Origin of the sequence: Paraburkholderia sp. GAS348 (genome assembly GCF_050434205.1) — a bacterium.
Lineage (GTDB): Bacteria > Pseudomonadota > Gammaproteobacteria > Burkholderiales > Burkholderiaceae > Paraburkholderia.
Genome location: NZ_JBNPVT010000012.1, coordinates 40,779 through 65,439 on the forward strand (window position 1 = coordinate 40,779; position 24,661 = coordinate 65,439).

A 24,661-nucleotide genomic window follows, 5' to 3' on the forward strand; every position below is an offset into this window, starting at 1 on the left:
ACGAAAGAAAACGCGCGCGGGCTTACGCACCCGGCGTCGTTTCCTTGAACTTGCCGTACGACATCAACCGTTCGAAACGGCGTTGACGCAGGTCGTTGATGCTCATGCCCTGGAACTGGCGCAGCGAATCGGCGAGCGCACGGCGCAACATGGCGGCCATGCCCTTCGGATCGCGATGCGCGCCGCCGAGCGGCTCGTTGACGATCTTGTCGATCAGACCGAGCGCTTTCAGACGATGCGCGGTCAGGCCGAGCGCTTCCGCGGCCTCCGGCGCTTTCGCGGCGCTCTTCCACAAGATCGACGCGCAACCTTCCGGCGAAATCACCGAATAGGTCGAGAACTGCAGCATCAGCACGCTGTCGCCGACGGCAATCGCGAGCGCGCCGCCCGAACCGCCTTCGCCGATGATCGTGGCGATCAGCGGCGTCTTCAGTTCAGCCATCACGTACAGATTGCGGCCGATCGCTTCGGACTGGCCGCGCTCTTCCGCGCCGATCCCCGGGTAGGCGCCCGGCGTATCGATGAACGTGAAGATCGGCAAGCCGAACTTCTCGGCGAGACGCATCAGGCGTTCAGCCTTGCGATAACCTTCCGGACGCGGCATACCGAAGTTGCGCAGCGCGCGCTCCTTGGTGTCGCGGCCCTTCTGATGGCCGATCACCATGCAGGCCTGGCCGTTGAAACGCGCGAGGCCGCCGACGATCGACAGATCGTCCGCATAGTTGCGGTCACCGTGCAGCTCGTGGAAATCGGTGAACAGCTCGTTCACGTAGTCGAACGTGTACGGGCGCTGGGGGTGTCGGGCGATTTGCGAAACCTGCCATGGGGTGAGGTTCGCGTACAGATCTTTAGTGAGCTGTTGACTCTTCTTGGACAGCCGCTCGATCTCTTCCGAAATATCGACGGCCGAATCGTCCTGCACGAAGCGCAATTCTTCGATCTTCGCTTCGAGTTCAGCGATCGGCTGTTCGAAATCCAGAAAGGTGGTCTTCATTGGTTGTAATCCTTGGACTTACCGGCAGCGCGTATTCTAACCGCGCGCGCCGATGTCAAAACCCTCTCGCAACTATCAATTTTTAACAATTGATAGTTTTTTAAACGGTCCGCTTCTTGTTCTCTTCTTAGTAGTCAACCGGCAACGGATCGAGACTACGCCACATATACCACGTGGCGACCGTGCGCCACGGCTCCCAGTTTGCCGCAACCTCACGCGCCTCGCTGCGCGTAACTGGCTCGCCGCTAAAGTAATTGACGCTGATCGCGCGGATCAGGCCGAGGTCGTCGAGCGGCAGCACGTCCGGGCGCGACAGATTGAAGATCAGGAACATTTCCGCGGTCCAGCGGCCGATGCCGCGGATCTGCGTGAGTTCGGCGATCACCGCCTCGTCGTCCATCGACGTCCATTTGCCGACATGCAACGCGCCCGACACGAAGTGTTGCGCGAGATCGAGCACGTATTCGGCCTTGCGCCTGGAAAGGCCGCACGCGGTCAGCTTGTCCTGACCGAGCTTGATGAACTGCTGCGGCACGAGCTTCGGACATGCCGCCTCGACTTTCGCCCAGACGGCTTGCGCGGACGCCACCGAAATCTGCTGCCCGACCACCGAACGCGCGAGCGTGACGAACGGATCGCCACGGCTCAGCAGATGCACCGGGCCGAACTTCGGAATCAGCTTCTTCAGAATACGGTCGCGCTTGACGAGGTCCGCACACGCCTTGTCCCAATACGCCGGACGGGTGACTTCAGGCGTGAGGCCGCCGATCTGCACCGGCACCGCAAGTTCAGCGCCCCCCCCTGCTTCGCCGCCCGCACTCGATGACGCGCGCGTCTTGCGCACGACTTCGCCTTCGCGCCCTTCGTGCGTAATGCGCGCAAGTTCCTGCACGTCGCCGGCGAGTTCGGCAGGCAACGCGCCATTGCTTTTTGCACGCGGTGCCTTGGCGCGCTTCGCAGCGGGCGCGGACGCCGACGCGCCGTTCAGCACGCGCTTGGCCGCAGCCTTCTTCACTGCGCCCGCCGCTGCGCCCGCACCTGTCTTCGCCGCCACCCCGGCGGCTTTCGACGACGCTTTCTTTACCGCGCCGCTATCCGCACGAGCCGACGTTCGTGTCGACTTTGCTGCGGCTGCCGCGTTTGTTTGAGACGTGGCTCGTTTAGCCGGCGTCTTCGTGGCCGTTGCCATCCTGCCTCCTGCCTGGCGAGTCGATCAAAGGGAAGGTCGAGGTGCGCTCACACGCGCCGCCACTCGGTCAACCCGCCGGGTTTGTCTTCAAGTGCAACGCCGGACTCGAGCAATTCGGCCCGGATCCGGTCTGCTGCCGTATAGTCTTTTGCCTGCTTGGCGGCCACGCGCGCGGCGATCTTCGCTTCGATCGCGGCGGCGTCGAGCGCGCCTTCCGCGGCGGCGCCCGCAGCCTGCTGCAGATAGGCACGCGGCTCTCGGCCGAGCAACCCGAGCAAAGCGCCGAGCGAGCGCAATTGACGGGCCAGCGCGGGGTCGCGCGTGCGGTTCACTTCAGTTGCCAACTCGAACAACACCGACACCGCAACCGGCGTGTTGAAGTCGTCGTTCATTGCTGCCTGGAAACGCTGCGCATGCGCCTCGTTCCAGTCGAGCTCCGCGCCGTCCGGTGTGACGTCTTTCAGCGCCGTATACAACCGCGCGAGGGCATTGCGCGCGTCGTCGATATGAACGTCGCTGTAATTCAACGGCGACCGGTAATGCGCACGCGCGATGAAAAACCGCACGACCTCGGCATCGTACTGCGCCAATACTTCGCGGATCGTAAAGAAGTTATTCAACGACTTCGACATCTTCTCATTGTCGATCTGTACGTAGCCGTTGTGCATCCAGTAATTGACGAAGGTTTGTCCGGTCGCAGCTTCGCTCTGTGCAATTTCGTTCTCGTGGTGCGGAAACTGCAGGTCCTGACCGCCGCCATGAATGTCGAAATGTTCGCCGAGCAACGCGCAGCCCATGGCCGAGCATTCGATGTGCCAGCCCGGCCGGCCGCGCCCGTACTTCGACTCCCAGCCGGTGTCCGCCGGTTCGCCCGGCTTCGCCGGCTTCCACAGCACGAAGTCGAGCGGGTCCTGCTTCGCGTCGTTCGCGGCGACGCGTTCGCCGGCGCGCAGATCTTCGAGCGATTTGCCCGACAGCTTGCCGTAGCCCGCGAACTTGCGCACCGCGTAGTTCACGTCGCCGTCGGCCGCCTGATACGCGTAGCCGTTCGCCTCGAGTTTCTCGATCATGCCGAGCATCTGCGGAATGAAATCGGTGGCGCGCGGCTCCAGATCGGGCCGCTCGATGCCGAGCGCGTCCGCGTCTTCGTGCAACGCCTCGATGAAGCGATCAGTCAGCGATTTGATCGTTTCGCCGTTCTCGACCGCACGCCGGATGATCTTGTCATCGATATCCGTAATATTGCGCACGTAGGTCACGTCGTAACCGAGCGTGCGCAACCACCGCTGCACGATGTCGAACACGACCATCACGCGCGCATGACCGACGTGACAATAGTCGTACACGGTCATCCCGCAGACGTACATCCGCACGACGCCATTTTGCATCGGCACGAAAGTTTGCTTGTCACGCGCGAGCGTGTTGTAGATGCGCAGTGATTCCATAGAGAACGGTGCGTGGGCCGAAAGAAATCCGCAATGTGTTTCGTGTTGTTTCGGGCATAGGGCGCCCCCGCGAGAAAACGGCGGGTGCGTTCCATGCTGCAACACGCACAGCAGCAAACCGGTGCACCTGGTGCGGCGGTCAGGCTGCGATCAAGGCGGAGACGACCACGAGTGACGAAAAGAGAGTTTGCGGTTCGACGGAACGCGCAGACCTTTTGTTAGAATGGGTCGGAGTATAACATCCAGACCTGAGCCTATGAAACCTTCCAGCGGCCGCGCGCGCAGTGCTGCGACCCTCGCCGCGACGGCATTCTGCGCCGTCGCCCTCACGGTCTTGCCGGGTGCTGCCGCGTACGCGCAGAAAGCCGCCACGATGCCGCAGGGGCCCGCCGTGCGTGACAACACGCCGGAGATCGACGCGTCGATTGCGCAGAAAGACTGGCAAGCCTCGCTCACCCAACTCGACGCGCGCATCGCCTCGAATCCGCGCGACGCGCAAGCCAGGTTCAAGCGCGGCACGGTGCTGGCCCATCTGAATCGCGACGACGAGGCGATCACCGCGTTCACCGAACTCACGGAAATGTATCCCGAGCTGCCCGAGCCGTATAACAACCTGGCGGCGCTCTACGCGAAGCACGGCCGTTATGCGGAAGCACGCGCCGCGCTCGAAACGGCGACCAAGGTGAATCCGGGCTACGGCCTCGCGTACGAGAATCTCGGCGATCTGTATCTGCGCATGGCCAACGAAGCGTACCGCCGCGCGCAGAGCCTCGGCAAAGCCAGCGCCACGACCTCGCAGCGCCTCGCCGACATCCAGAACGTCATCTCGCCGCCCAAGAGCAAAACGCCGGTGAAAAAAGCCGCCGCCGCGCCCGCCGAGGCGAGCGCCCCGCGCGCTACCTCAGACATGACGCAGACACCGAGTTTCCAGTACGGCGGCGCAAATGGCTCGCTCGCCATGCCGCCCTACATGGCGCCGTCGCGCTAACACTGTCATCGTTTTCGGCAACACGTTTATCCAACCCTGAGGATCTTCATGAAATGGTTGATGTTGGCGCTCGGCAGCGCCGCCCTGATCGCAAATGCCCCCGCCTTTGCCCAGTCCGGTTCGCAGGCCGCGCATCCGTCCGTCCTCTTCAAGACCACGGAAGGCGACATCCGCGTCGAGTTGTATCCTGAGAAGGCGCCGAAAACCGTCGCCAACTTCCTCGACTACGTGAAGTCCGGCCAGTACAGCGGCACGATTTTCCATCGGGTGATTCGCGGCTTCATGATTCAGGGCGGCGGCTATACGCAGAGCTTCGCCGAGAAGCCCACGCGCGCGCCGATTCCACTCGAAAGCCGTAACGGTCTGAAGAACGCCGCCGGCACGCTCGCCATGGCGCGCACCAGCGATCCGGATTCGGCCACCGCGCAATTCTTCATCAACACGGTGGACAACGCCGGCCTCGACTATCCGAATCCGGACGGCAACGGCTACGCGGTGTTCGGCAAGGTCACGAGCGGCATGGACGTTGTGAAGAAGATCGAAGGCACACCCACCACCACGCGTGGCCCGATGAGCGACGTGCCGCAAAAGCCGGTCGTGATCGAATCGGCCACGGTTGTCGGCAAGTAACAGACCCAGGCAGGACAACGCAGAACAAAAGCAGCACTGAAACAGCACGGACAGCACCAGGCACGCTGCACGGGAAGTCAACGCTAAATCTATACACCCGGCGCGGCCCGTCGTCATCGCATCTCACGTGACGGGCGGCCGCGCCTTTTAACCCACCCGTTCATCAAAGGATTCCATCATGGTTGAACTGCACACGAACCACGGCGTCATCAAACTCGAACTGGACGCTGAAAAGGCGCCGAAGTCGGTTGAGAACTTCCTCAACTACGTGAAGGCCGGTCACTACGACAACACGGTGTTCCACCGCGTGATCGACGGCTTCATGATCCAGGGCGGCGGTTTCGAACCCGGCATGAAGCAGAAGCCGACGGCTGAGCCGATCACCAACGAAGCGAACAACGGCCTGAAGAACGTCAACGGCTCGGTCGCGATGGCTCGTACCAACGACCCGCATTCGGCGACCGCGCAATTCTTCATCAACGTCAACGATAACGACTTCCTGAACCACTCGTCGCCGACGCCGCAGGGCTGGGGCTACGCCGTGTTCGGCAAGGTCGTCGAAGGCATGGACATCGTCGAAAAGATCAAGAAGGTCAAGACGGGTTCGAAGGGCTTCCATCAGGACGTGCCGGCCGACGACGTCGTGATCGAAAAAGCGGTGATCGTCGACTAAGCGTCCGATCAGGGCCAACCCGTTTGAACTGAAATCAGGCACCTTCAATGCTGCAAGAAACGCCGCTGCGAAGCGTCGCCGCGGGCGTGCCTGGCGAGGGCAAACGCCCGCACGCCGCACGCCCGTTTTTTTTCCTCTCCGATATTCATCTGAGCGAGGCGATTCCGCACACGGTCGCCGCATTCGAGCACTTCATTCGCGTCACGGCCGAGCAGGCGGATTCGGTTTTCATTCTCGGCGATCTGTTCGAGTACTGGGTCGGCGACGACATGCTCGTCGAGCCGTTCGTCGCGCGGCTGGCGGCGTTGCTGCACACGTTGTCGGAGCGCGGCATCGCGCTCTACATCATGCACGGCAATCGCGATTTTCTGCTCGGCAAGCGCTTCATGAAAGCGGCCGGCGCGATCTGGTTGCCCGATCCGTTCGTGATCACCGCATTCGGCACACGTATCACCCTCGCGCATGGCGACGGCCTGTGCACCGCGGATCGCGGCTATCAATTTTTCCGCCGCTTTGCGCGTATCCGTGTCGCGCAGATGCTGTTTCTCGCGTGGCCGTTTCGCTGGCGTCAGGCGCTTGCGGAAAATATGCGTTCGAAAAGCGAGCTAGGCCGCTCGCGCCCGATTTCGCCGAAGTATGACGTGACGGAGAAGGCCGTCGCTGCATTATTCAAGTCGTCGAAAACGGCCACGATCATTCATGGGCACACGCACCGGCCGGCGCGGCATCGCGAGCCGGGCGGCATGCGCTGGGTTTTGCCGGACTGGGATCTCGACCACGGCAAGCGCCGTGGCGGTTATCTGCGGATCGATGCGGAGGGGATTCGGGCGTTGCCGCTGGATTGATCAGCGCACGCCGGTTGCCGGTTGCCGGTTGCCGGTTGCCGGTTGCCGGTTGCCGGTTGCCGGTTGCCGGTTTGCCGGTTTGCCGGTTTGCCGGTTTGCCGGTTGCCGGTTTGCCGGTTGCCAGCGCGCGCGCATGGGCATGGGCATGATTCGCCGGCGTCTCGCGACAAGCGCTCCCGCGCAATTGGCGGAGGATTAGCGCTCCGCCGCGACGCCTTCCACCTTTCCTGCAATAGCAGCGGACAGGCGCCGCAAATCGAGCAGCGCCGCATCGGCGCCTTGCAGTCCTGCCAGACTTGTTCCCAGCCGCTCCAGCGCGTCGACGATTTCGTCGATACGCTTCGATTGCGTGGCGGCGTGATCGATCAGGCCGTGAATCGCGAGCGAGACCGGATCGTCCGCATTCGGCGTGATGCCGTACGCGCAGAATGCGCTGCTTTTGGACGCGCGTTTGGCGTCGCGTGCGGCGCCGCCAGACTCCGCATCGGACGCAGCGGCTGACGCCATGGCAGCCGCCGCCGGGACGATGATCCGGGCCGGATTGCCCACCGCCGTGCCGCCTGCCGGCACTGGCTTCGTGACCACCGCATTCGAGCCGATTTTCGCGTCTGCGCCAATCGTAAAGCCGCCGAGCACCTTCGCCCCCGCCCCGACGATCACGCCGCGCTCGAGCGTCGGATGGCGCTTCGCACCCCGTGTAAGCGACGTGCCGCCGAGCGTCACCCCCTGGTAGATCGTGCAGTCGTCGCCGACTTGCGCTGTCTCGCCAATCACGACGCCCATGCCATGATCGATGAACACGCGGCGGCCCAGCGTCGCGCCTGGATGGATTTCGATACCGGTCATGAAACGCGCCATCTGCGAGACGAACCGCGCGAGCCAGCGGCGTCTGGCCTGCCAGCATGCGTGCGCGAGCCGGTGCAGCACGAGCGCGTGCAGCCCCGGGTAACACGTGAGGACTTCCCAGGCGCTGCGGGCGGCGGGATCGCGCTCGCGGATCGTGGCAATGTCTTCGCGAAGTCTCGTGAACATGGCAGGGACTGTGTCGTGGGGGAAAAGGCCGCATGCGTGAAACACCACGCACCGCGGATGCTTGCCGCATAGCAGATCGGCAGCTTTGCTTAGAACGTTTCGAGCGATTGTAGGACGATTGCGCAAAACCTGCCGGAAGCCCACGCTGCCGGCAAGGTCGTCGATGGCGGGGGCGGTTGGTGCGCCGGAGGGTTGAAGCTGGGGGGCCACCGGGTCGCCGTTAAGGCCCACGCCCCTTAAGAAGCGTCGCCCCCCGGCGGCTTGGTCTTCAGCAGAATATGCTTGGCGATGCCGCGCACGATATTCACTTCCTCCCGCTCCAGACCGGAACGCGCGAACAGGCGCCGCAAACGCGACATCAGCTTTTTCGGATTGGCCGGATCGAGAAACTCGAGCGCAACCAGCGCGCTTTCCAGATGCGCATACATGCTTTCGATTTCGTCGCTCGCCGCCCGTGCGCCGGCCGGCTCGCCCTGCCCTGCGGACGCTTGAGCCGCGGCAGGCGCCGCGGGCTTTGCCTCGCCGTCCGACAAATACGCCGTGCGCAATTCATACGCCAATACCTGCACGGCCTGCGCAAGATTGAGCGAGCTATAGGCCGGATTGGCCGGAATATGCGCGAGTGCGCTACAACGCTCGACGTCCTCATTCGACAAACCCGTGCGTTCATTGCCGAACACCAGCGCGATCTCTCCATGCATCGCCTGTTCATGCGCGGCACCGGCCGCGGCACGCGGCGTCCATTGCGGCGGCCCGTACTCGCGCAGCCGCGCGGTCAGCGCGACCGACCAATGCACGCCGCTCAACGCGTCGGCCAGCGTCGGCACGACGTGCGCGGATGCCAGCACGTCGTCGGCGCCGCTCGCCATGGCAATGGCTTCCGGATCGCTTTGCACGTGCGGCATGCGTGGCGACACCAGCACGAGGCGCGAGAATCCCATGGTTTTCAGCGCGCGCGCCGCGGCGCCGACGTTGCCGGGATGGCTGGGCTCGACGAGCACGAAGCGCGTCGACGTAAAACCGCCACGCAGGTCCGCGACGGCGGGATCGGAAGAATGGTGGGTGTGGTCCACGATGAAACTCGGCAGGCTAGAGAACGCGTATGGTAGCGCCAACCCCGCATCGGCTCCGAATTGCGCGTGAATTGCATGTGATGGCCGCACAAAACGCGCGCTCACCGACCAACATACCGCGTGCCGGACCGCAACCGCTGCCGCGGCGCCCGGACTCAGGTAAAATACCAATATTCGCGCCCGGCTTTCGCCTACGAAAAATCCGGCGCCTCGTTCTTATTCAATTCGTCTCCGTCGGCGGAATGCGCACCGGTCCTTTACCGGACGTGCGTTCCGTGCTGTTTCCGCGCCCCTCGATGGCGCTCAATTAGCGCTCATCCCGCGCTCATTTACCGGTAAGCAGCCGTGCTGCCCCGGCACAAGGATCCAGTCTCATGCATCCCATGCTCAATATTGCTGTGAAGGCCGCGCGCCGCGCAGCCCAGATCATCAACCGCGCGTCGCTCGACCTCGATCTCCTCCAGGTCAGCAAGAAACAGCACAACGATTTCGTCACGGAGGTCGACAAAGCGTCTGAAGCTGCGATCATCGACACGCTCAAGACCGCCTACCCCGATCACGCCATCCTCGCCGAAGAATCCGGCAAGTCGGACAACGAGTCCGAATATCAGTGGATCATCGATCCGCTCGACGGCACCACCAATTTCATCCACGGCTTCCCGTACTACTGCGTGTCGATCGCGCTCGCCCACAAGGGCATCGTGACGCAGTCCGTGGTCTACGATCCGACCCGCAACGACCTGTTCACCGCTTCGCGCGGCCGCGGCGCGTTCCTGAACGACCGCCGCATTCGTGTCGCCAAGCGCGACCGCCTCGCTGATGGCCTGATCGGCACCGGCTTCCCGTTCCGCGAAAAGGACGGTCTCGAAGCGTACGGCCGCCAGTTCGCCGAAATGACCGAAGCCTGCGCCGGCCTGCGCCGTCCGGGCGCCGCCGCGCTCGATCTGGCCAACGTCGCCGCGGGCCGGATGGACGGCTTCTTCGAGCAAGGCCTGAATCCGTGGGACGTCGCCGCGGGCAGCCTGCTGATCACTGAAGCCGGCGGTCTGGTCGGCAATTTCACGGGGGACTCGGATTTCCTGCACGTTGGCGAAATTGTCGCGGGCAATCCGAAGGTCTACGCGCAGATGATCCCGATCCTGTCGCGCTACAGCCGTACGCGTCAGCAATCGGCTTAAGGTCTCGGGTTTCTGAGGTCTGTGGTCTCAGGTCTGGAGCCAAAACCCGTTATCCGGCCCGCTCTGCGCCGGCATCGGCAACACGAAAAGCGGCTGCGGCCGCTTTTCGTTGGCGCGCCTGCATCCGGCAGGCGTTCGTGCTACAAAGCGGGAGGCCGCGCCGGCATGCTCGATCGCCGGCTGCGTTTCGCGCGTTTTTTTGCAGCGCCCTGCTTCGCGCCAGACTTCCGCGCAGTTTCCGATCCGCTTCATGAAAAAAGGCTTCTACACAATCATCGCGGCGCAGTTCATTTCGTCGCTCGCGGACAATGCACTGCTGATCGCCGCCATCGCCTTGCTGTCGGTGATCCGTTCGGCCGCCTGGGTCACGCCGCTGCTGCAGATTTTCTTTACCATCTCTTACGTGTTGCTCGCTCCCTTCGTCGGCGCGTTCGCCGACGCGATGCAAAAGCGGCACGTCATGTTCATCTCCAACGCGCTAAAGGCGAGCGGCTGCCTGATGATGATCGCCGGCGTTCATCCGATGATCGCGTACGGCGTGGTCGGCTTTGGCGCGGCCGCATATTCACCGGCCAAATACGGCATTCTCACCGAGCTCCTGCCCGCGGCAAAACTCGTCAAGGCGAACGCGTGGCTCGAATCGGCCACCGTCCTGTCGACCATTGTCGGCACGATGGTCGGCGGCGCGCTGATCAGCACCGTTGCCGATAAATTCGTCGCCCATGCGCATTTGCCTCTGATCCGCTCCTCCGCCGATCTGGCCATGTTCGCGGTGATGCTCACCTATGCCATTGCAGCGGGAATCAACGTCTTCATTCCCGACACTGGCGCGCGCTATCCGAACCGTTTGACCGAACCGAAGAAACTGGTCGGCGACTTCTATCATTGCTTCAACGTGCTGTGGGCCGACAAGCTCGCACAGATCGCGCTGTGGGTCACGACGCTGATGTGGGGTGGCGCGGTCACACTGCAATTGCTAGTGCTCAAATGGGCGAACGTGAACCTCGGCTTGTCGCTGTCGAAGGCCGCCGTGATGCAAGGCGTCACGGGTCTCGGCATCGCCGTCGGTGCGGCTGCCGCGGCCGCGCTGATTCCGTTGCGCCGTTCGCTGCGCGTGCTGCCGATCGGCATCCTCACCGGCGCGGTCGCGATCGCCGTGGCGTTCTATAACAAGGACATGTTTCCGGCCGGCGCCGGCATTCGTATCGGCTCGTATGTCCTGCCGATCTATATCCTGCTCGCCTATCCTGTGATGATTCTGCTCGGCGCGCTGTCCGGATTTTTTATCGTGCCGATGAACGCGATACTTCAGCATCGCGGCGCGACGCTGCTCTCCGCGGGCCATTCGATCGCGGTGCAGAATTTCAACCAGAACCTGGCCGTGCTGCTGATGCTCGGCGCCTACGCGCTGCTGCTCATCGCCAAGATGCCGGCGCAATGGATCATCGTCGTGTTCGGCAGCTTCATCACGTTCATGATGTGGCTCGCAAAACGGCGCAGTGCCGTGAATGAGCGCACGGTGGATATGCGGGCGCTGGTGGAAGAGTGACGGCATGGCGAGCGCCGCCCAGTTGGCACGAGAATTCGCCTCGCGGTCTGAAATGCTTCGCGGATTGGCCGTCCGGCCAGGGTCCGCTCGCCGCGCCGGCAGGTTAAACTCACGCCCTGAACAGCTTACGCAAGAAGACACCAAGGATGGGCATTCAAACCGCAGCGGCCAATGACGTCGCACAACACACGCCGATGATGCAGCAGTACCTGCGCATCAAGGCGGATCATCCCGGCACGCTGGTGTTTTACCGGATGGGCGACTTCTACGAGCTCTTTTTCGAAGATGCGGAAAAGGCTGCGCGTTTGCTCGATTTAACACTTACGCAGCGCGGCGCGTCGGCGGGCAACCCGATCAAGATGGCGGGCGTGCCGCATCACGCGGTCGAACAGTATCTGGCCAAGCTGGTGAAGCTCGGCGAATCCGTCGCGATTTGCGAGCAGATCGGCGATCCGGCTACGTCGAAGGGGCCCGTGGAGCGCAAAGTCGTGCGCGTGGTCACGCCGGGCACACTGACAGACGCGGCACTTCTGTCCGACAAGAGCGACGTCTATCTGATGGCGCTGTGCGTCGCGCATAACCGCCGCGGCGTCGCAACGAGCATCGGGCTCGCGTGGCTGAATCTGGCGAGCGGCGCATTGCGCCTCGCCGAAGTCGCGCCCGACCAGGTAGCCGCCGCGCTCGAACGGATTCGTCCCGCAGAAATTCTGGTGGCCGACACCCTCGCGGACTCTGCGAGCTGGACGCCGCCCGTCAACGCCGGCGCCCTCACCCGCGTGCCGGTCTGGCACTTCGATATCACCTCGGGCACACAGCGTCTGTGCGATCAACTGGAGGTGGCCGGCCTCGATGGCTTCGGAGCGCATTCGCTGACGGCGGCATGCGGCGCGGCGGGCGCGCTGCTGCTGTATGCGGCGGCCACGCAAGGCCAGCAATTGCGTCACGTGCGCAGCCTGAAGGTCGAGTACGAGTCCGAATATATCGGGCTCGACCCTGCCACGCGCCGCAATCTTGAACTCACGGAAACGCTGCGCGGCACCGAATCGCCCACACTGTGCTCGCTGCTCGACACCTGCTGCACGACGATGGGCAGCCGTCTGCTGCGTCACTGGCTGCACCATCCCCCACGCGAAGCCGCTGTGGCGCAAGCACGTCAGCAGGCCATCGGCGCATTGCTCGACGCGCCGCCGGGCGCAGGCGTCGAAACGCTGCGCGGCGCGTTGCGGCAGATCTCCGACATCGAGCGGATTACCGGGCGTCTCGCGCTGCTGTCGGCGCGGCCTCGCGATCTGTCGAGCCTGCGCGATACATTCATCGCCTTGCCCGAGTTGCGCACACAACTCGCGGCCGTTTCGTCCAATGCGGATTCGCTGGCGCGTATCGACGCGTCGCTGGAACCGCCGCAAGCGTGTGTCGAACTGCTCAAGCGCGCGGTCGCGCAAGAACCCTCCGCCATGGTGCGCGACGGCGGCGTGATCGCCCGCGGCTACGATGCGGAACTCGATGAGTTGCGAGATATTTCGGAGAACTGCGGACAGTTCCTGATCGACCTCGAAACGCGCGAACGGGCGCGCACCGGCATCGGCAATCTGCGGGTCGAGTACAACAAGGTGCACGGCTTCTATATCGAAGTCACGCGCGGTCAGACCGACAAGGTGCCGGACGACTACCGCCGCCGGCAGACGCTGAAAAACGCCGAGCGTTACATCACGCCGGAACTGAAAACGTTCGAAGACAAGGCGCTGTCCGCGCAGGAGCGCGCACTGGCCCGCGAACGCTCGCTGTACGACGCGTTGCTGCAAGCGCTGCTGCCTTTCATCCCGGATTGCCAGCGGGTCGCCGCAGCACTCGCCGAACTCGATCTGCTGACTGCCTTCGCCGAGCGCGCCCGCGCCCTCGATTGGGTCGCGCCGACGTTTTCGCCGGATACCGGCATCGAAATCGAACAGGGCCGGCATCCGGTTGTGGAGGCGCAGGTCGAGCAGTTCATCGCCAACGACTGCACGCTCACACCGGAGCGCAAACTGCTGCTGATCACCGGCCCGAACATGGGCGGTAAGTCGACCTTCATGCGGCAGACTGCGCTGATCGCGTTGCTCGCGTACGTCGGCAGCTATGTGCCGGCACGACGCGCGGCATTCGGTCCGATCGATCGCATCTTCACGCGGATCGGCGCGGCGGACGATCTGGCCGGCGGCCGTTCGACCTTCATGGTGGAGATGACAGAAGCGGCGGCGATCCTGAACGACGCGACCCCGCAAAGTCTCGTGCTGATGGACGAGATTGGGCGCGGCACGTCGACGTTCGACGGCTTGGCGCTAGCGTGGGCCATCGCGCGGCACCTGCTCTCGCACAACGGCTGTCATACGCTGTTCGCCACGCACTACTTCGAATTGACGCAATTGCCCGCCGAGTTTCCACAGGCGGCCAATGTGCACCTGTCGGCAGTCGAGCATGGGCACGGCATTGTGTTCCTGCACGCGGTCAGTGAAGGTCCGGCGAATCAGAGTTACGGGTTGCAGGTCGCGCAACTGGCCGGTGTGCCGAACGCAGTGATCCGCGCGGCCCGCAAGCATCTCGCGCATCTCGAACAGCAATCGGCGGCGCAACCCGCACCGCAACTCGATCTGTTCGCCGCACCCATGCCCATGCTGGTCGAAGACGCCGACGACGAACGCGATCAACGCCATGACACGCCGGCATCGGCGGCGGCATCGCCGGCCATGCAGTTACTCGTCGAGCGTTTGCGCGCAATCGACCCGAACGATCTGCGCCCGCGCGAAGCGCTCGATCTGCTGTACGAACTGCACGAGCTGGCCGCCGCGCCGGATGCAGATCATTGACGCACACAGGCCTCAGCAGCGTCCGCGCAAACTTTGCTCGGCGCTGACCCTCGCCTTCACGCTCACGAGCGGCTTCGCGTCGCTGGTGGGGCTCGTCGCGTTTGCCCCGCTGGCGCACGCCGAAGCGCCGCGCTATGCCTTCGCGGTCGTCGCCAGCACGATGCAAAACCCCGCCGACGAAGCGCCCACGCAACGCCTGATCGAGGCGATCGGCCGCGACCGCGACGTATCGTTCATCGTCTATGACGGCAATCTGAAGGGCGCGAAAGAAGCCTGCCGCGATGCGTTATACGAACGGCGCCACGCGTTGCTCGAAACGTCGCGGCCCGCCCTCTTCTTCATTCCGGGCCAGCACGACTGGGCCAACTGCGGCACGGCTGAGGCCGGCGGCTTCGACCCGGTCGAGCGGCTCGATCAATTGCGCCAGACCCTGTTCACGGACTCCACGTCGATGGGTCAAAACCCGATTGCATTGACGCGCGAGAGCGAAGTGTCACGCTTTCGTCCGTTCCGGGAGAACGTGCGCTGGCAAGTCGGCGATACCGTGTTTGTCGGCCTGAACGCGCCGGGTCCGAACAATCACTACCTGACTGCGGGCGGCCGCAACGGCGAGTTCGAAGACCGCGTGATCGCCAACGCATTCTGGCTCGAGCACGCCGCCGAATACGCCAAACGCCGCGAAGCGCGCGCGATTGTCGTCTTCATTCAGGGTGACCCTGATCCGGAACGTTACGAACGGCCCGACCGTTTTGCGTGGCTGCGCTTTGCGCGCAACACGCGCCGCGACGGTTTTCTGGAATTCAAACGCAGCCTCGTCAAACTCGCACAGACTTTCCGCGGACCCGTGCTGGTGATTCATTGTGACGATGAACGTGCGAGCGCCGGCTTCGTGATCGATCAGCCGCTACGCAACGACAAGGGGATGCTGGTAACGAATCTCACGCGTGTCGCGTTTGCGCCGCGTGATCGTCTTAACCAGTGGATTCAGATTGAAGCGGATTTCGGCAGGAAACCGCCGTTCCGCGTGAGTGTGCGCGAGGTGCCGAGGCAAATGCCGATGCCTGCGGCGCCGCCTGCGCCGCCGCGTGAAGAACCGTCAGCTTCGATGCCGGCTGTGCCTGCGTTAGGCCCCGCTTCCGAATTGCCGCCGTTGTTGCCGACGCCCGGGCAGCCACAACCGGTTCAACCCGACCAGCCGCAGCGCAGACCGGCGGACGACGGCAGCGGCGATTATGGGCCCGCCATGTCCGCCCCGCCCGATGCGGCGGTTTTGCCGCGTGCACCGGGTGCGCCTTCAGGCGCTCCCGGGACGCCCGCAAGCTCAGTGCAGCGTGGGCCCTGACTTGTCGTCTTCGGCTTCGTCGTCATCGTCATCGAGTACTTCGAGGCCGTCTGCGCCATGCGCGTGTTCGTGCTGGATTTCGTCCTCAGTAGCCGGACGCACGTCCTTGACGGTCAGCGCGAAGCGCAGCGCCATGCCGGCGAGCGGATGGTTGCCGTCGAGCACGACTTTATCTTCTGCCACGTCGGTCACCACGTAGACGAGCGAATCGAGATCCTCATCGCCCTCTTCCGGCGTGCCTTCGAATTGCATGCCGACTTCAAGCGGTTCCGGGAAGCGATCGCGCGGCTCGATCTTCACGAGATCGGGGTCGTACTCACCGAACGCGTCTTGCGGCTCGAGCTGAATCTGGGTCTCGAAGCCGGCCTCGTGGCCGTCGAGCTCTTCCTCGATCTTGGGGAACGTGCCATCATAGCCGCCGTGCAGATAGACCATCGGCTCGTCGCTTTCTTCAATCAGATTGCCCTGCGCATCCGATAGCTTGTAAGCGACCGACACGACGGTGTTCTTTACGATTTTCATTCGATTCTCCAGAATACAACTCACATTATACGATGCCCAAGCGGCCCACTGACCACCCGGCCGATGCAGCTTCGGCACGGAAATCTTCGTCGGCTTCGAAGCCGGCGCTCCCTGGCCTCCCGCCCTCGCCCGACACGCCCACGCCGCTGCTCGGCAATCTGACACCGTCGCAATTCATGCGCCGGTACTGGCAGAAGAAGCCGCTGCTGATCCGCCAGGCGATCCCGAACGTGGAGGCGCCGCTGTCGCGCGAAGCGTTTTTCGAGCTGGCCGATCAGGACGAAGTCGAAGCGCGGCTGATCACGCACTTTCGCAACAAATGGCAACTCGAGCACGGCCCGTTCGCGCCTGACGAACTGCCGTCGGTGAAGCAGCGCGCCTGGACCTTGCTCGTGCAAGGTGTGGACCTGTACGACGATCGCGCGCGTGCCTTGCTCGACCGCTTCCGCTTCGTGCCGGACGCGCGTCTGGACGATCTGATGATTTCGTATGCGAGCGATGGCGGCGGCGTCGGCCCTCACTTCGATTCCTACGATGTGTTTCTTTTGCAAGTAAAAGGCAAGCGCCGGTGGCGGATCAGTGCGCAGAAGGATCTGACGCTCCAGCCGGATTTGCCGTTGAAAGTTTTACAGCATTTCGAGCCGGAACAGGAATGGCTGCTCGAACCGGGCGACATGCTGTATCTGCCGCCGCATATCGCGCATGACGGTGTCGCCGAAGGCGAATGCATGACCTGCTCGATCGGTTTTCGCGCCCCGTCAGCGGGAGAATTGACCGCGCAGTTCCTCTACCATCTGGCCGAGCGCGGCGAGTCGGCGGCGCGGCCTGATGCGCTCTATCGCGACCCGCAACAACCCGCCGTGGACCGCCCGGCCGAACTGCCCGCCGCCTTGATCGAACGCGTTGGCGCAATCCTTGCGGGAGTCAAGTGGAGTGAACAGGACATAGCGTCGTTCCTCGGCACTTACCTCAGCGAACCGAAGCCGAGCGTCGTCTTTGATCCCCCGCAACGACCGCTTAATGAAGCCCGTTTTATCAGTCAGGCAACGAAGTCCGGTATTCGACTGGACCGCAAGACTAATTTGTTGTACAACCGCCGTTTTTTCTTCGTAAATGGAGAAAAAATGCCGTTTGACGGCGCAAAAAAGTGGCTGTTTGACCTCGCCGACCACCGGTGTATGAGTGCGAAACGCTTTGTAACACTCTCACACGATTCGTCGGTGACAGCACTGCTTCACGAGTGGTATTGTGCGGGCTGGATACAAGTGGGCGAGCTTGCGTAACTCTGCCCGCCTGTTATACCGTACTGTGAAATTTTGTATGAGAAAGACAACGTATTGACCCCGGATTTATGGATTGTCAGTACGAAAGTGCATATAATTTCCGCCCAAGCCGTAGGGAAGATTCTAGCTCGTCAAAAGAGCGTCTCCACCAGCGGCCCAGGTCGGTGTTGGAGCACATTACCGGTATTATTTTGCGCTGTTGCTTACCTTTAACCATAAAAGGACGTGATCATGAAGAAATCCCTCCTCGTAGCATCCCTGTTGGCAGCTGTTGCACTGGCTGCATGCAACAAGAGCAACGATCAGGCCGCTGCACCGGCTGCTAGCGACGCTGCTGCCGCTTCGGCACCGGCTGCTGCTGCTTCGGACGCTGCTGCTGCTGCGTCGGGTGCTGCTGCTGCTGCTGCTGCGAGCGATGCTGCTGCTTCGGCTACGGCCGCTGCTTCGGACGCAGGCGCTGCTGCTTCGGCTGCTGCTCCGGCTTCGGGCGCAAGCCAGTAAGCTGTCGCATAGGGTTCGCCTCTGGGCGAAAACCGCATCGGGAAATCACCTCGATTTCCCGGGCGGTAAAGCAAAAAGCCACGGATTCACATCCGTGGCTTTTTGTCATTTAAACGCCGTTTTTTCAGAACGGCATCACTTAATCGCCTATTGAGCCGGCGCTGCGTTCTCTTCAAAGAACTCGCGCACGACTTCGATCTCACGTGTGCGCTTGAACGGCGGCAGGCTCTGCCATATGCGGCGCCCATACGGCTTGTCGACGAGACGCGTGTCGCAGATCATCAGCACGCCGCGATCGGTCTCAGCGCGGATCAGACGGCCTGCGCCCTGTTTGAGCGTAATCACGGCCTGCGGCAACTGGTGGACCGCAAACGGGCTCAAGCCTTTCTTCGTCAGCGCATCCAGACGCGCCGACAAAACCGGGTCATCGGGCGGCGCAAACGGCAGCTTGTCGATCACGACCAGCGAGAGCGCATCGCCACGCACGTCCACGCCTTCCCAGAAACTCTGACTGCCCACCAGAATCGCATTGCCGTACGCACGGAAGCGATCGAGCAACTCGGTACGGCTCGCATCACCCTGCACGAGCAGCGGATAGTCCCAGCCGCGCGCCTCGATGGTGTCGCGTAGCTTGGTCGAGATGCGGTCCACAGCACGCAACGTCGTGCATAACATGAATACGCCACCGCCCGATGCTTCGATCGCCGGCAATGCAGCGTCGAACACGGCGTCGGTAAACATCGGCGACGAAGGCTGCGGCAAATTGCGCGGCACGTACAGAAGCCCTTGCGTCGGATAGTCGAAGGGACTCGGCAGCGTCATCGAACGTTTTGCGTTCAGGCCCATCTGCGCCGCATAGTGCGTGAAGTCGCCCCGCACCGACAATGTCGCCGACGTGAAGATCCACGCGCGCGGCACGCCGGCGCGCTGCTTCGCGAAGATCGGCGCGACCGACAGCGGCGTTTCGTGCAACTGCACCGTATGCGCAAAGACTTCGATCCAGCGCACCTTTTCATTCGGATCGGCGCGTTCGGTCTTGGCGTCTGCCGGGGCAGCGTCAGCGGCTGCGCGTTCGGTCTCGGTGGGCGGTGTCGTCCAGCCCGCAAGCACGCCTTGCAACTCGCGTGCGCGCCGCAAACACGCGCCGATCGATTCGGCGCGCTCGGCCTGACCGGCCAACGCAGCGGTCAATGCGTCGAGCTCGGCTTCAAGCGTTTCGAGCGCGGGGAATAACGGATGATCGTCGGGCAACTGGCCGATCGACAAGCGCACCGAGTCTTCCTTGAAGGCGAGCCGCACGTCACGCGCCGCGCGTTCGAGCGTCGAGCCGAGCTTCACCCAGTCAACCGACTCGCGCGCATGACCTAGCCCCTCCGCCACGGAATCGCGCGCGAGTTCGAGAAATTGCGTGGTGGAAAGCGTCTCGCCGAAAAACAGCGTCGCGGTTTCCGGCAGTTGATGCGCTTCGTCGAAGATGATGGTGTTCGCCGTAGGCAGCAATTCAGCCATGCCCGTATCGCGCAACATGATGTCGGCGAAAAACAGATGGTGATTGACCACCACGATGTCGGCCTGCTGCGCCTCGCGGCGCGCCTGCATGACGAAGCAATCCTTGTAGTGCGCGCACTCCTGGCCGAGACAGTTTTCACGTGTGGACGTGACCATCGGCCACACCGCCGCCGTTTCCGGCACGCTCGCGAGTTCGGCCTTGTCGCCGGTGCGCGTGATCTTGGCGAAGCGAATGATGTCCTGCAGATACGAGGTTTCCTGGCGCGACGGCAGACGGCCGTTATCCGCAGTACGCTGCAGATAGTAATGACACAGGTAGTTCGCGCGGCCCTTGAGCATCGCCACCGAGACCGGCACGGCGAGCGCATCGCGCACCGTCGGGATGTCGCGCTGAAAGAGCTGATCCTGCAAATGCTTGGTGCCGGTGGAGACGATCACCTTGCCGCCCCACAGCATGGCCGGCACCAGATACGCGTAGGTCTTGCCGGTACCTGTGCCCGCTTCAACGATCAGCGTGTTTTCGCTGCCGTCGAGACCGTTCGACTCGTCGGTTTCGGCGGCTTGCGCTACAGCATCCGTGCCCGCCGTTTGCAAACGCCGCGCCGGACGCTTTTGCGCCTCGAACATCGCCGGCTCCGGCATGGCGCGGCCCGACGCTTCCATGGCCGCCGCGACGGCGCGCGACATCTCGATCTGCGAGGCGCGCGAGCGATAGCCATCGATCTGACGGGCGAGCAGCCCGTTGTCGGCGAAGATGTCGTCCAGTTCGGCGACGCGGCGTGGATTCAATGATGCGGCGAGCGCAGACGCGGCAGGACGCGGCGCCGGAGTGCCGGCCACCGGAGTGCCGGCCACCGGAGTGCCGGCCGCCGGAGCGCCGGCCGCCGGAGCATCATCGCCCGTCGTGGCGTGTGGTGAAGTTTCAAGCGGTGAATTCAAGGCAAGCGTTTCCTGCAAAGTCCGGCGCGCGCGGCGCGACCCGGCACCTGCCAGGCCGCGAACTCAGGCGCGTGCGTCCGGTTCGAGCTGCAATTGCAGCAAGATGATGGTGTCCTTGACTTTGAGTTTGCGCTTTTTCAGGCGCTGCAACTCGAAGTCGTCGATGCCGAGCTCATCCGACATTCGGTCGATCAAGCGATCGAGCCCACTATGCTCCGATTCCAGTTGCAGAATCCGGTCGCGAAGTGTGTCCGCGGTGATGACGTGATGTTGATCGCGCATGCTCGCCTCCTCTCGTAAGCGGCACAGGCTGCGTGGCGCAGCCCAGTGCCTGAGGTTGCTGTCCGGCTTAAAACGCGTTACGGCGACTACTGCCCTGCACAACCCTACCAGAACCCGCTACAGCACACCTATTGTTGCTGTTGCTGCTTTTGCTGTTCTTCAAGTTGCTGCTGCTCTTTCAACTGGTCCTGACGTTTCTGCTCGGCCTTCTCGGCCGCCTGCTTCTGACGGGCCTCAACGTCGGCTTTGTGTTGCGCCGCATCAGCCTGCTTCTTTTCAAAGCTCTGCTGCTTCTCCACCCGCTCCTGCGCCTTTTGCGCACCCTGTTGACGCGCTTGCTCGAGCTTGCGCTGGAAGTCGCCCTGTTTCTGATCGTACGCCTGGCTGTTGGCTGCGGCCTGCGACGGACTGATGCCGCGCTGCGCCTGATCCAGCGCGTGCTGTTGCTGCTTCTGCTGATAGGCTTCTGCGTTGGCGCTGCGCTGGGGCGCCTCGGCTGTGCGCTGCGCCTGGTCGAGCTGGTGTTGGCGCTGCTTGTCTTCGTAGGCTTGCGCGTTACGCGCGTCGGCGGCGGCGCGTTGCGGCGCGCTCGCTTCGTCTTGTGCGCGCTTGAGCGCTGCCTGCTCGTCACGCTGGCGGGCGCGCTGGACACGCTGTTCGCCGTCGAGCGCGAGCTGTTCCTTGCGAATGTCGGCCTGCACCGAACGCATGCTGTCGCGCGCCTTGCTCAGACAGTGGTTGACGAAGAACTTGCTGTAGCAATCGTGTTCGGCAACCGCGTAACGGTAGTCATTTTCCTCGGTGCGCTGATCCAGGACTTTCTGCCGCGCGTCGAATGCGCTGTCGGGCGAGGCCGGGTTGTCGGCATTCTCAGCGCCACCGGCAGTACCCGCATTCCCGGCATTCCCCGCGCCCGTGCCGTTCGTGGTGCTCGTTGCGCCCGCCGCGCTCGCTGCCCGTGCGCCCGAAGCGGCTGCCGGCACGAGACTGCTGGCGGCCTCGAGCGGCGCTGCGGATTGCGCCGCCGCTGGCGCGGACATGGCTAGCGCCGCAGCCATGACGCACGCGGCGCACGAAGCAAAAAGCGCCCGCTTGAACGGAAACGCCGACCTGAACACGGACCGCGAGGCCGACATGAGCGACGTAAGCGGCGAGCGCACCAAACGCGGCGACGAAAAAGGCGGCAAGTGTGACGAGCGAGAGACCAAGCGGGAGCCCAGGCGGTTGAGGGACAAAGAGGTTGGCAACGTCGTAAATGGTCAACGGAACATGCCCGAAATTCTATCATCCTGCGGTTGAGCCCTTTGGCATTTATGGCAAAATGCCCCGCTCCAGCAACCTGGTCGCAGCGCGCACGCCCAGCGTGCACCGGCGTGCCCGGCGTGCCCGGCGTGCCCCCTTAGTGCGCGACCTTTGATTGAGTAGCAGGAACACCAAGACCTTATGACGGAAACCGTAGCACTCAAGATCGTACAGCGCATCGCCGCCGAACTGTCCGTCCAGCCGCGCCAGGTCGCGGCCGCGGTGCAACTTCTCGACGAAGGAGCGACTGTTCCGTTCATCGCCCGCTACCGGAAGGAAGTGACCGACAATCTCGACGACACGCAACTGCGTAATCTCGAGGAGCGCCTGCTGTATCTGCGCGAGCTGGAAGACCGGCGCGCCGCGATCATCGCCAGCATCGACGAACAGGGCAAGCTCACTGACGAGCTGCGCACCGCGATCGAAGGGGCCGACAGCAAGCAGGTGCTGGAAGACCTGTATCTCCCGTACAAGCCCAAGCGCCGCACGCGCGCGCAGATCGCCCGCGAAGCCGGCCTGCAGCCGCTCGCCGACGCGCTGCTGGCGAATCCCCTGCTCGACCCGCAAGCCGAAGCCGCCGCCTACGTGGACGCCGAGAAAGGCGTCGCCGACATCAAGGCCGCGCTCGACGGCGCGCGCGACATCCTCTCCGAGCAGTTCGGCGAAACCGCGGACCTGCTCGGCAAGCTGCGCGATTACCTGTTCAACCAGGGCGTGGTGTCGTCGAAAGTGGTCGAAGGCAAGGAAAACGCGGAAGAAGAGAAATTCCGCGACTACTACGACTACGCCGAAACCATCAAGACCGTGCCGTCGCATCGCGCGCTGGCCCTGTTCCGCGGCCGCAACGCGGGCGTGCTGATGGTCAAGCTGGGGCTTGGCGAAGAGCTCGACGCGCAGGTGCCGCATCCGGGCGAAGCGCTGATTGCCCGCCACTTCGGCATCGCCAACCAGAACCGCCCGGCCGACAAGTGGCTCTCCGACGTGTGCCGCTGGTGCTGGCGCGTGAAGGTGCAGCCGCACATCGAAAACGAACTGCTGACCAACCTGCGCGACGAAGCCGAACACGAAGCGATTCGCGTGTTCGCGCGCAACCTGAAGGACCTGCTGCTGGCCGCGCCGGCGGGTCCGAAGGCCGTGATCGGCCTCGATCCGGGCATGCGCACCGGGGTGAAAGTGGCGGTGGTCGATCGGACCGGCAAGGTGCTCGCCACCGACGTGATTTATCCGCACGAGCCGCGCCGCGACTGGGACGGCTCGATCGCGAAACTGGCGCGCATCTGCGCACAGACGCAGGCCGAGTTGATCAGTATCGGCAACGGCACCGCGTCGCGCGAGACAGACAAGCTTGCAAGCGAATTGATCGCGCGTCATCCGGAGTTCAAGCTGCAGAAGATCGTCGTCTCGGAAGCCGGCGCGTCGGTGTACTCGGCCTCCGAACTCGCGGCGAAGGAATTCCCTGACATGGACGTGTCGCTGCGCGGCGCCGTGTCGATTGCGCGCCGTCTGCAGGACCCGCTCGCAGAACTGGTGAAGATCGACCCGAAGGCGATCGGCGTCGGCCAATACCAGCACGACGTGAATCAGCGCGAACTGGCCCGCTCGCTCGACGCGGTGGTCGAGGACTGTGTGAACGCGGTCGGCGTGGATGCCAATACGGCCTCGGTCGCATTGCTCGCGCGCGTGTCGGGTCTGAACGCAACGCTGGCTCGCAACATCGTCGATTATCGCGATGCAAACGGCCCGTTCCCGTCGCGCGAACATCTGCGCAAGGTGCCGCGTCTGGGCGACAAGACCTTCGAACAGGCCGCCGGGTTCCTGCGCATCAACAATGGCGAGAATCCGCTCGACCGCTCGTCGGTTCACCCGGAGGCCTATCCGGTCGTGGAGCGCATGCTCGCGAAGATCAGCAAGCATGTCGGCGAGGTGCTCGGCAATCGCGACGCCCTGCGCGGCCTGTCGCCGGCGGAATTCGTCGACGAACGCTTCGGCCTGCCGACCGTACGCGACATTCTGCTGGAACTCGAAAAGCCGGGCCGCGACCCGCGCCCCGAGTTCAAGACAGCGACCTTCCGCGAAGGCGTCGAGAAGGTCAGCGACCTGACGCCGGGCATGGTGCTCGAAGGCGTCGTGACCAACGTGGCGGCCTTTGGTGCGTTCATCGACATCGGCGTGCATCAGGACGGTCTCGTGCACGTGTCGGCCATGTCGACGAAGTTCATCAAAGACCCGCACGAAGTAGTCAAGGCCGGCCAGATCGTCAAGGTGAAGGTGCTGGAAGTCGATGTGAAGCGCCAGCGCATCGCGCTGACCATGCGTCTGGACGACGAGTTCGGCGCGGCAGCCGCGCCGCGCAGCGGTGGCGGCGCCCAGCAGGATCGCGGCCGCTCCGGCGGCGGTGGACGCGGCGCGCAGCAACAGCGCTCGCGTGAGCCGGAAGCAGGTGGCGCAATGGCTGCTGCATTCGCCAAGCTCAAACAGAAGTAAGCGGGTTCTTCAGCGCGTGACTGAGTCGCATGCTGACGTTCACGAGACTGTGCGCGAC

General features: G+C 63.4%; 22 protein-coding genes. 12 read left to right on the plus strand and 10 right to left on the minus strand.

Annotated features, from left to right (window positions below; genetic code table 11):
- Window positions 1-22 precede the first annotated feature (22 nt).
- From P3T22_RS20380 to cysS, 3 genes are all read right to left on the minus strand, one after another.
- Window positions 23-994, minus strand: coding sequence for an acetyl-CoA carboxylase carboxyltransferase subunit alpha (locus tag P3T22_RS20380; RefSeq protein ID WP_007181378.1), 972 nt, complete (start codon window positions 992-994; stop codon window positions 23-25).
- A gap of 127 nt (window positions 995-1,121) precedes the next feature.
- Window positions 1,122-2,183: a DNA-3-methyladenine glycosylase family protein gene (locus P3T22_RS20385; RefSeq protein WP_063496578.1), complete on the minus strand. Its 1,062-nt coding sequence runs from the start codon at window positions 2,181-2,183 to the stop codon at window positions 1,122-1,124.
- Between the two features lie 47 nt (window positions 2,184-2,230).
- Window positions 2,231-3,628: a cysteine--tRNA ligase gene (cysS, locus tag P3T22_RS20390; RefSeq protein WP_429325943.1), complete on the minus strand. Its 1,398-nt coding sequence runs from the start codon at window positions 3,626-3,628 to the stop codon at window positions 2,231-2,233.
- Window positions 3,629-3,884: 256 nt separating this feature from the next.
- Between cysS and P3T22_RS20395 the strand changes: the two genes are divergently transcribed.
- From P3T22_RS20395 to P3T22_RS20410, 4 genes are all read left to right on the plus strand, one after another.
- Entirely contained in the window at window positions 3,885-4,616 is a 732-nt protein-coding gene (locus tag P3T22_RS20395; RefSeq protein WP_429325944.1) for a tetratricopeptide repeat protein, read from the plus strand.
- Window positions 4,617-4,664: 48 nt separating this feature from the next.
- On the plus strand, window positions 4,665-5,246 hold the full coding sequence (locus P3T22_RS20400; RefSeq protein WP_429325945.1) for a peptidylprolyl isomerase: 582 nt from the start codon (window positions 4,665-4,667) through the stop codon (window positions 5,244-5,246).
- 178 nt (window positions 5,247-5,424) lie between these two features.
- Window positions 5,425-5,919 carry a peptidylprolyl isomerase gene (locus P3T22_RS20405; RefSeq protein WP_063496582.1) on the plus strand — a complete coding sequence of 165 codons (495 nt, stop codon included), beginning with the start codon at window positions 5,425-5,427 and terminating at the stop codon, window positions 5,917-5,919.
- Between the two features lie 47 nt (window positions 5,920-5,966).
- Window positions 5,967-6,764, plus strand: a complete 798-nt coding sequence (locus P3T22_RS20410; protein ID WP_063496583.1) for a UDP-2,3-diacylglucosamine diphosphatase — start codon at window positions 5,967-5,969, stop codon at window positions 6,762-6,764.
- Here the strand turns inward: P3T22_RS20410 and P3T22_RS20415 are convergent, their stop codons facing one another.
- The 3 genes from P3T22_RS20415 to P3T22_RS20425 form a co-directional block, all read right to left on the minus strand.
- Window positions 6,765-6,911, minus strand: coding sequence for a hypothetical protein (locus P3T22_RS20415; RefSeq protein ID WP_429325946.1), 147 nt, complete (start codon window positions 6,909-6,911; stop codon window positions 6,765-6,767).
- 48 nt (window positions 6,912-6,959) lie between these two features.
- A complete protein-coding gene (cysE, locus tag P3T22_RS20420; RefSeq protein ID WP_063496585.1) occupies window positions 6,960-7,796 on the minus strand; it encodes a serine O-acetyltransferase in 837 nt (278 codons plus the stop codon).
- 236 nt (window positions 7,797-8,032) lie between these two features.
- Window positions 8,033-8,869, minus strand: coding sequence for an RNA methyltransferase (locus tag P3T22_RS20425; RefSeq protein WP_063497992.1), 837 nt, complete (start codon window positions 8,867-8,869; stop codon window positions 8,033-8,035).
- A 374-nt stretch (window positions 8,870-9,243) separates the two neighbouring features.
- On the opposite strand from P3T22_RS20425, the gene P3T22_RS20430 reads away from it, so the two are divergent.
- The 4 genes from P3T22_RS20430 to P3T22_RS20445 all read left to right on the plus strand — a co-directional run bounded on the left by P3T22_RS20430 (window position 9,244) and on the right by P3T22_RS20445 (window position 15,781).
- Window positions 9,244-10,047: an inositol monophosphatase family protein gene (locus tag P3T22_RS20430; RefSeq protein ID WP_063496586.1), complete on the plus strand. Its 804-nt coding sequence runs from the start codon at window positions 9,244-9,246 to the stop codon at window positions 10,045-10,047.
- A gap of 250 nt (window positions 10,048-10,297) precedes the next feature.
- A complete protein-coding gene (lplT, locus tag P3T22_RS20435; protein WP_063497993.1) occupies window positions 10,298-11,596 on the plus strand; it encodes a lysophospholipid transporter LplT in 1,299 nt (432 codons plus the stop codon).
- Between the two features lie 146 nt (window positions 11,597-11,742).
- Window positions 11,743-14,439, plus strand: coding sequence for a DNA mismatch repair protein MutS (gene mutS / locus P3T22_RS20440; protein WP_063496587.1), 2,697 nt, complete (start codon window positions 11,743-11,745; stop codon window positions 14,437-14,439).
- Window positions 14,426-15,781, plus strand: a complete 1,356-nt coding sequence (locus tag P3T22_RS20445; RefSeq protein WP_429325947.1) for a hypothetical protein — start codon at window positions 14,426-14,428, stop codon at window positions 15,779-15,781. The genes mutS and P3T22_RS20445 overlap by 14 nt, the downstream gene beginning before the upstream one ends.
- Here P3T22_RS20445 and P3T22_RS20450 read toward each other — a convergent pair.
- Window positions 15,761-16,303 carry an FKBP-type peptidyl-prolyl cis-trans isomerase gene (locus tag P3T22_RS20450; RefSeq protein ID WP_063496589.1) on the minus strand — a complete coding sequence of 181 codons (543 nt, stop codon included), beginning with the start codon at window positions 16,301-16,303 and terminating at the stop codon, window positions 15,761-15,763. The genes P3T22_RS20445 and P3T22_RS20450 overlap by 21 nt on opposite strands.
- Before the next feature lie 32 nt (window positions 16,304-16,335).
- Here P3T22_RS20450 and P3T22_RS20455 point away from each other — a divergent pair, with 32 nt between their 5' ends.
- Both P3T22_RS20455 and P3T22_RS20460 read left to right on the plus strand, forming a co-directional pair.
- Window positions 16,336-17,586, plus strand: coding sequence for a cupin domain-containing protein (locus P3T22_RS20455; protein WP_063496590.1), 1,251 nt, complete (start codon window positions 16,336-16,338; stop codon window positions 17,584-17,586).
- A 231-nt stretch (window positions 17,587-17,817) separates the two neighbouring features.
- A complete protein-coding gene (locus P3T22_RS20460) occupies window positions 17,818-18,087 on the plus strand; it encodes a hypothetical protein (RefSeq protein WP_429325948.1) in 270 nt (89 codons plus the stop codon).
- Window positions 18,088-18,234: 147 nt separating this feature from the next.
- Here P3T22_RS20460 and P3T22_RS20465 read toward each other — a convergent pair whose 3' ends face one another.
- The 3 genes from P3T22_RS20465 to P3T22_RS20475 form a co-directional block, all read right to left on the minus strand.
- Window positions 18,235-20,535, minus strand: a complete 2,301-nt coding sequence (locus tag P3T22_RS20465; RefSeq protein WP_429325949.1) for an ATP-dependent DNA helicase — start codon at window positions 20,533-20,535, stop codon at window positions 18,235-18,237.
- A 63-nt stretch (window positions 20,536-20,598) separates the two neighbouring features.
- On the minus strand, window positions 20,599-20,817 hold the full coding sequence (locus P3T22_RS20470; RefSeq protein ID WP_063496592.1) for a DUF465 domain-containing protein: 219 nt from the start codon (window positions 20,815-20,817) through the stop codon (window positions 20,599-20,601).
- Window positions 20,818-20,945: 128 nt separating this feature from the next.
- On the minus strand, window positions 20,946-21,953 hold the full coding sequence (locus tag P3T22_RS20475; RefSeq protein ID WP_063497995.1) for a hypothetical protein: 1,008 nt from the start codon (window positions 21,951-21,953) through the stop codon (window positions 20,946-20,948).
- On the opposite strand from P3T22_RS20475, the gene P3T22_RS20480 reads away from it, so the two are divergent.
- Together P3T22_RS20480 and P3T22_RS20485 are read left to right on the plus strand one after the other, a co-directional pair.
- Window positions 21,856-22,116, plus strand: a complete 261-nt coding sequence (locus P3T22_RS20480; protein ID WP_429326006.1) for a hypothetical protein — start codon at window positions 21,856-21,858, stop codon at window positions 22,114-22,116. The two genes, P3T22_RS20475 and P3T22_RS20480, sit on opposite strands and share 98 nt — an antisense overlap.
- A gap of 144 nt (window positions 22,117-22,260) precedes the next feature.
- Window positions 22,261-24,603, plus strand: coding sequence for a Tex family protein (locus P3T22_RS20485; protein WP_063496593.1), 2,343 nt, complete (start codon window positions 22,261-22,263; stop codon window positions 24,601-24,603).
- The last annotated feature ends 58 nt before the right edge of the window (window positions 24,604-24,661 follow it).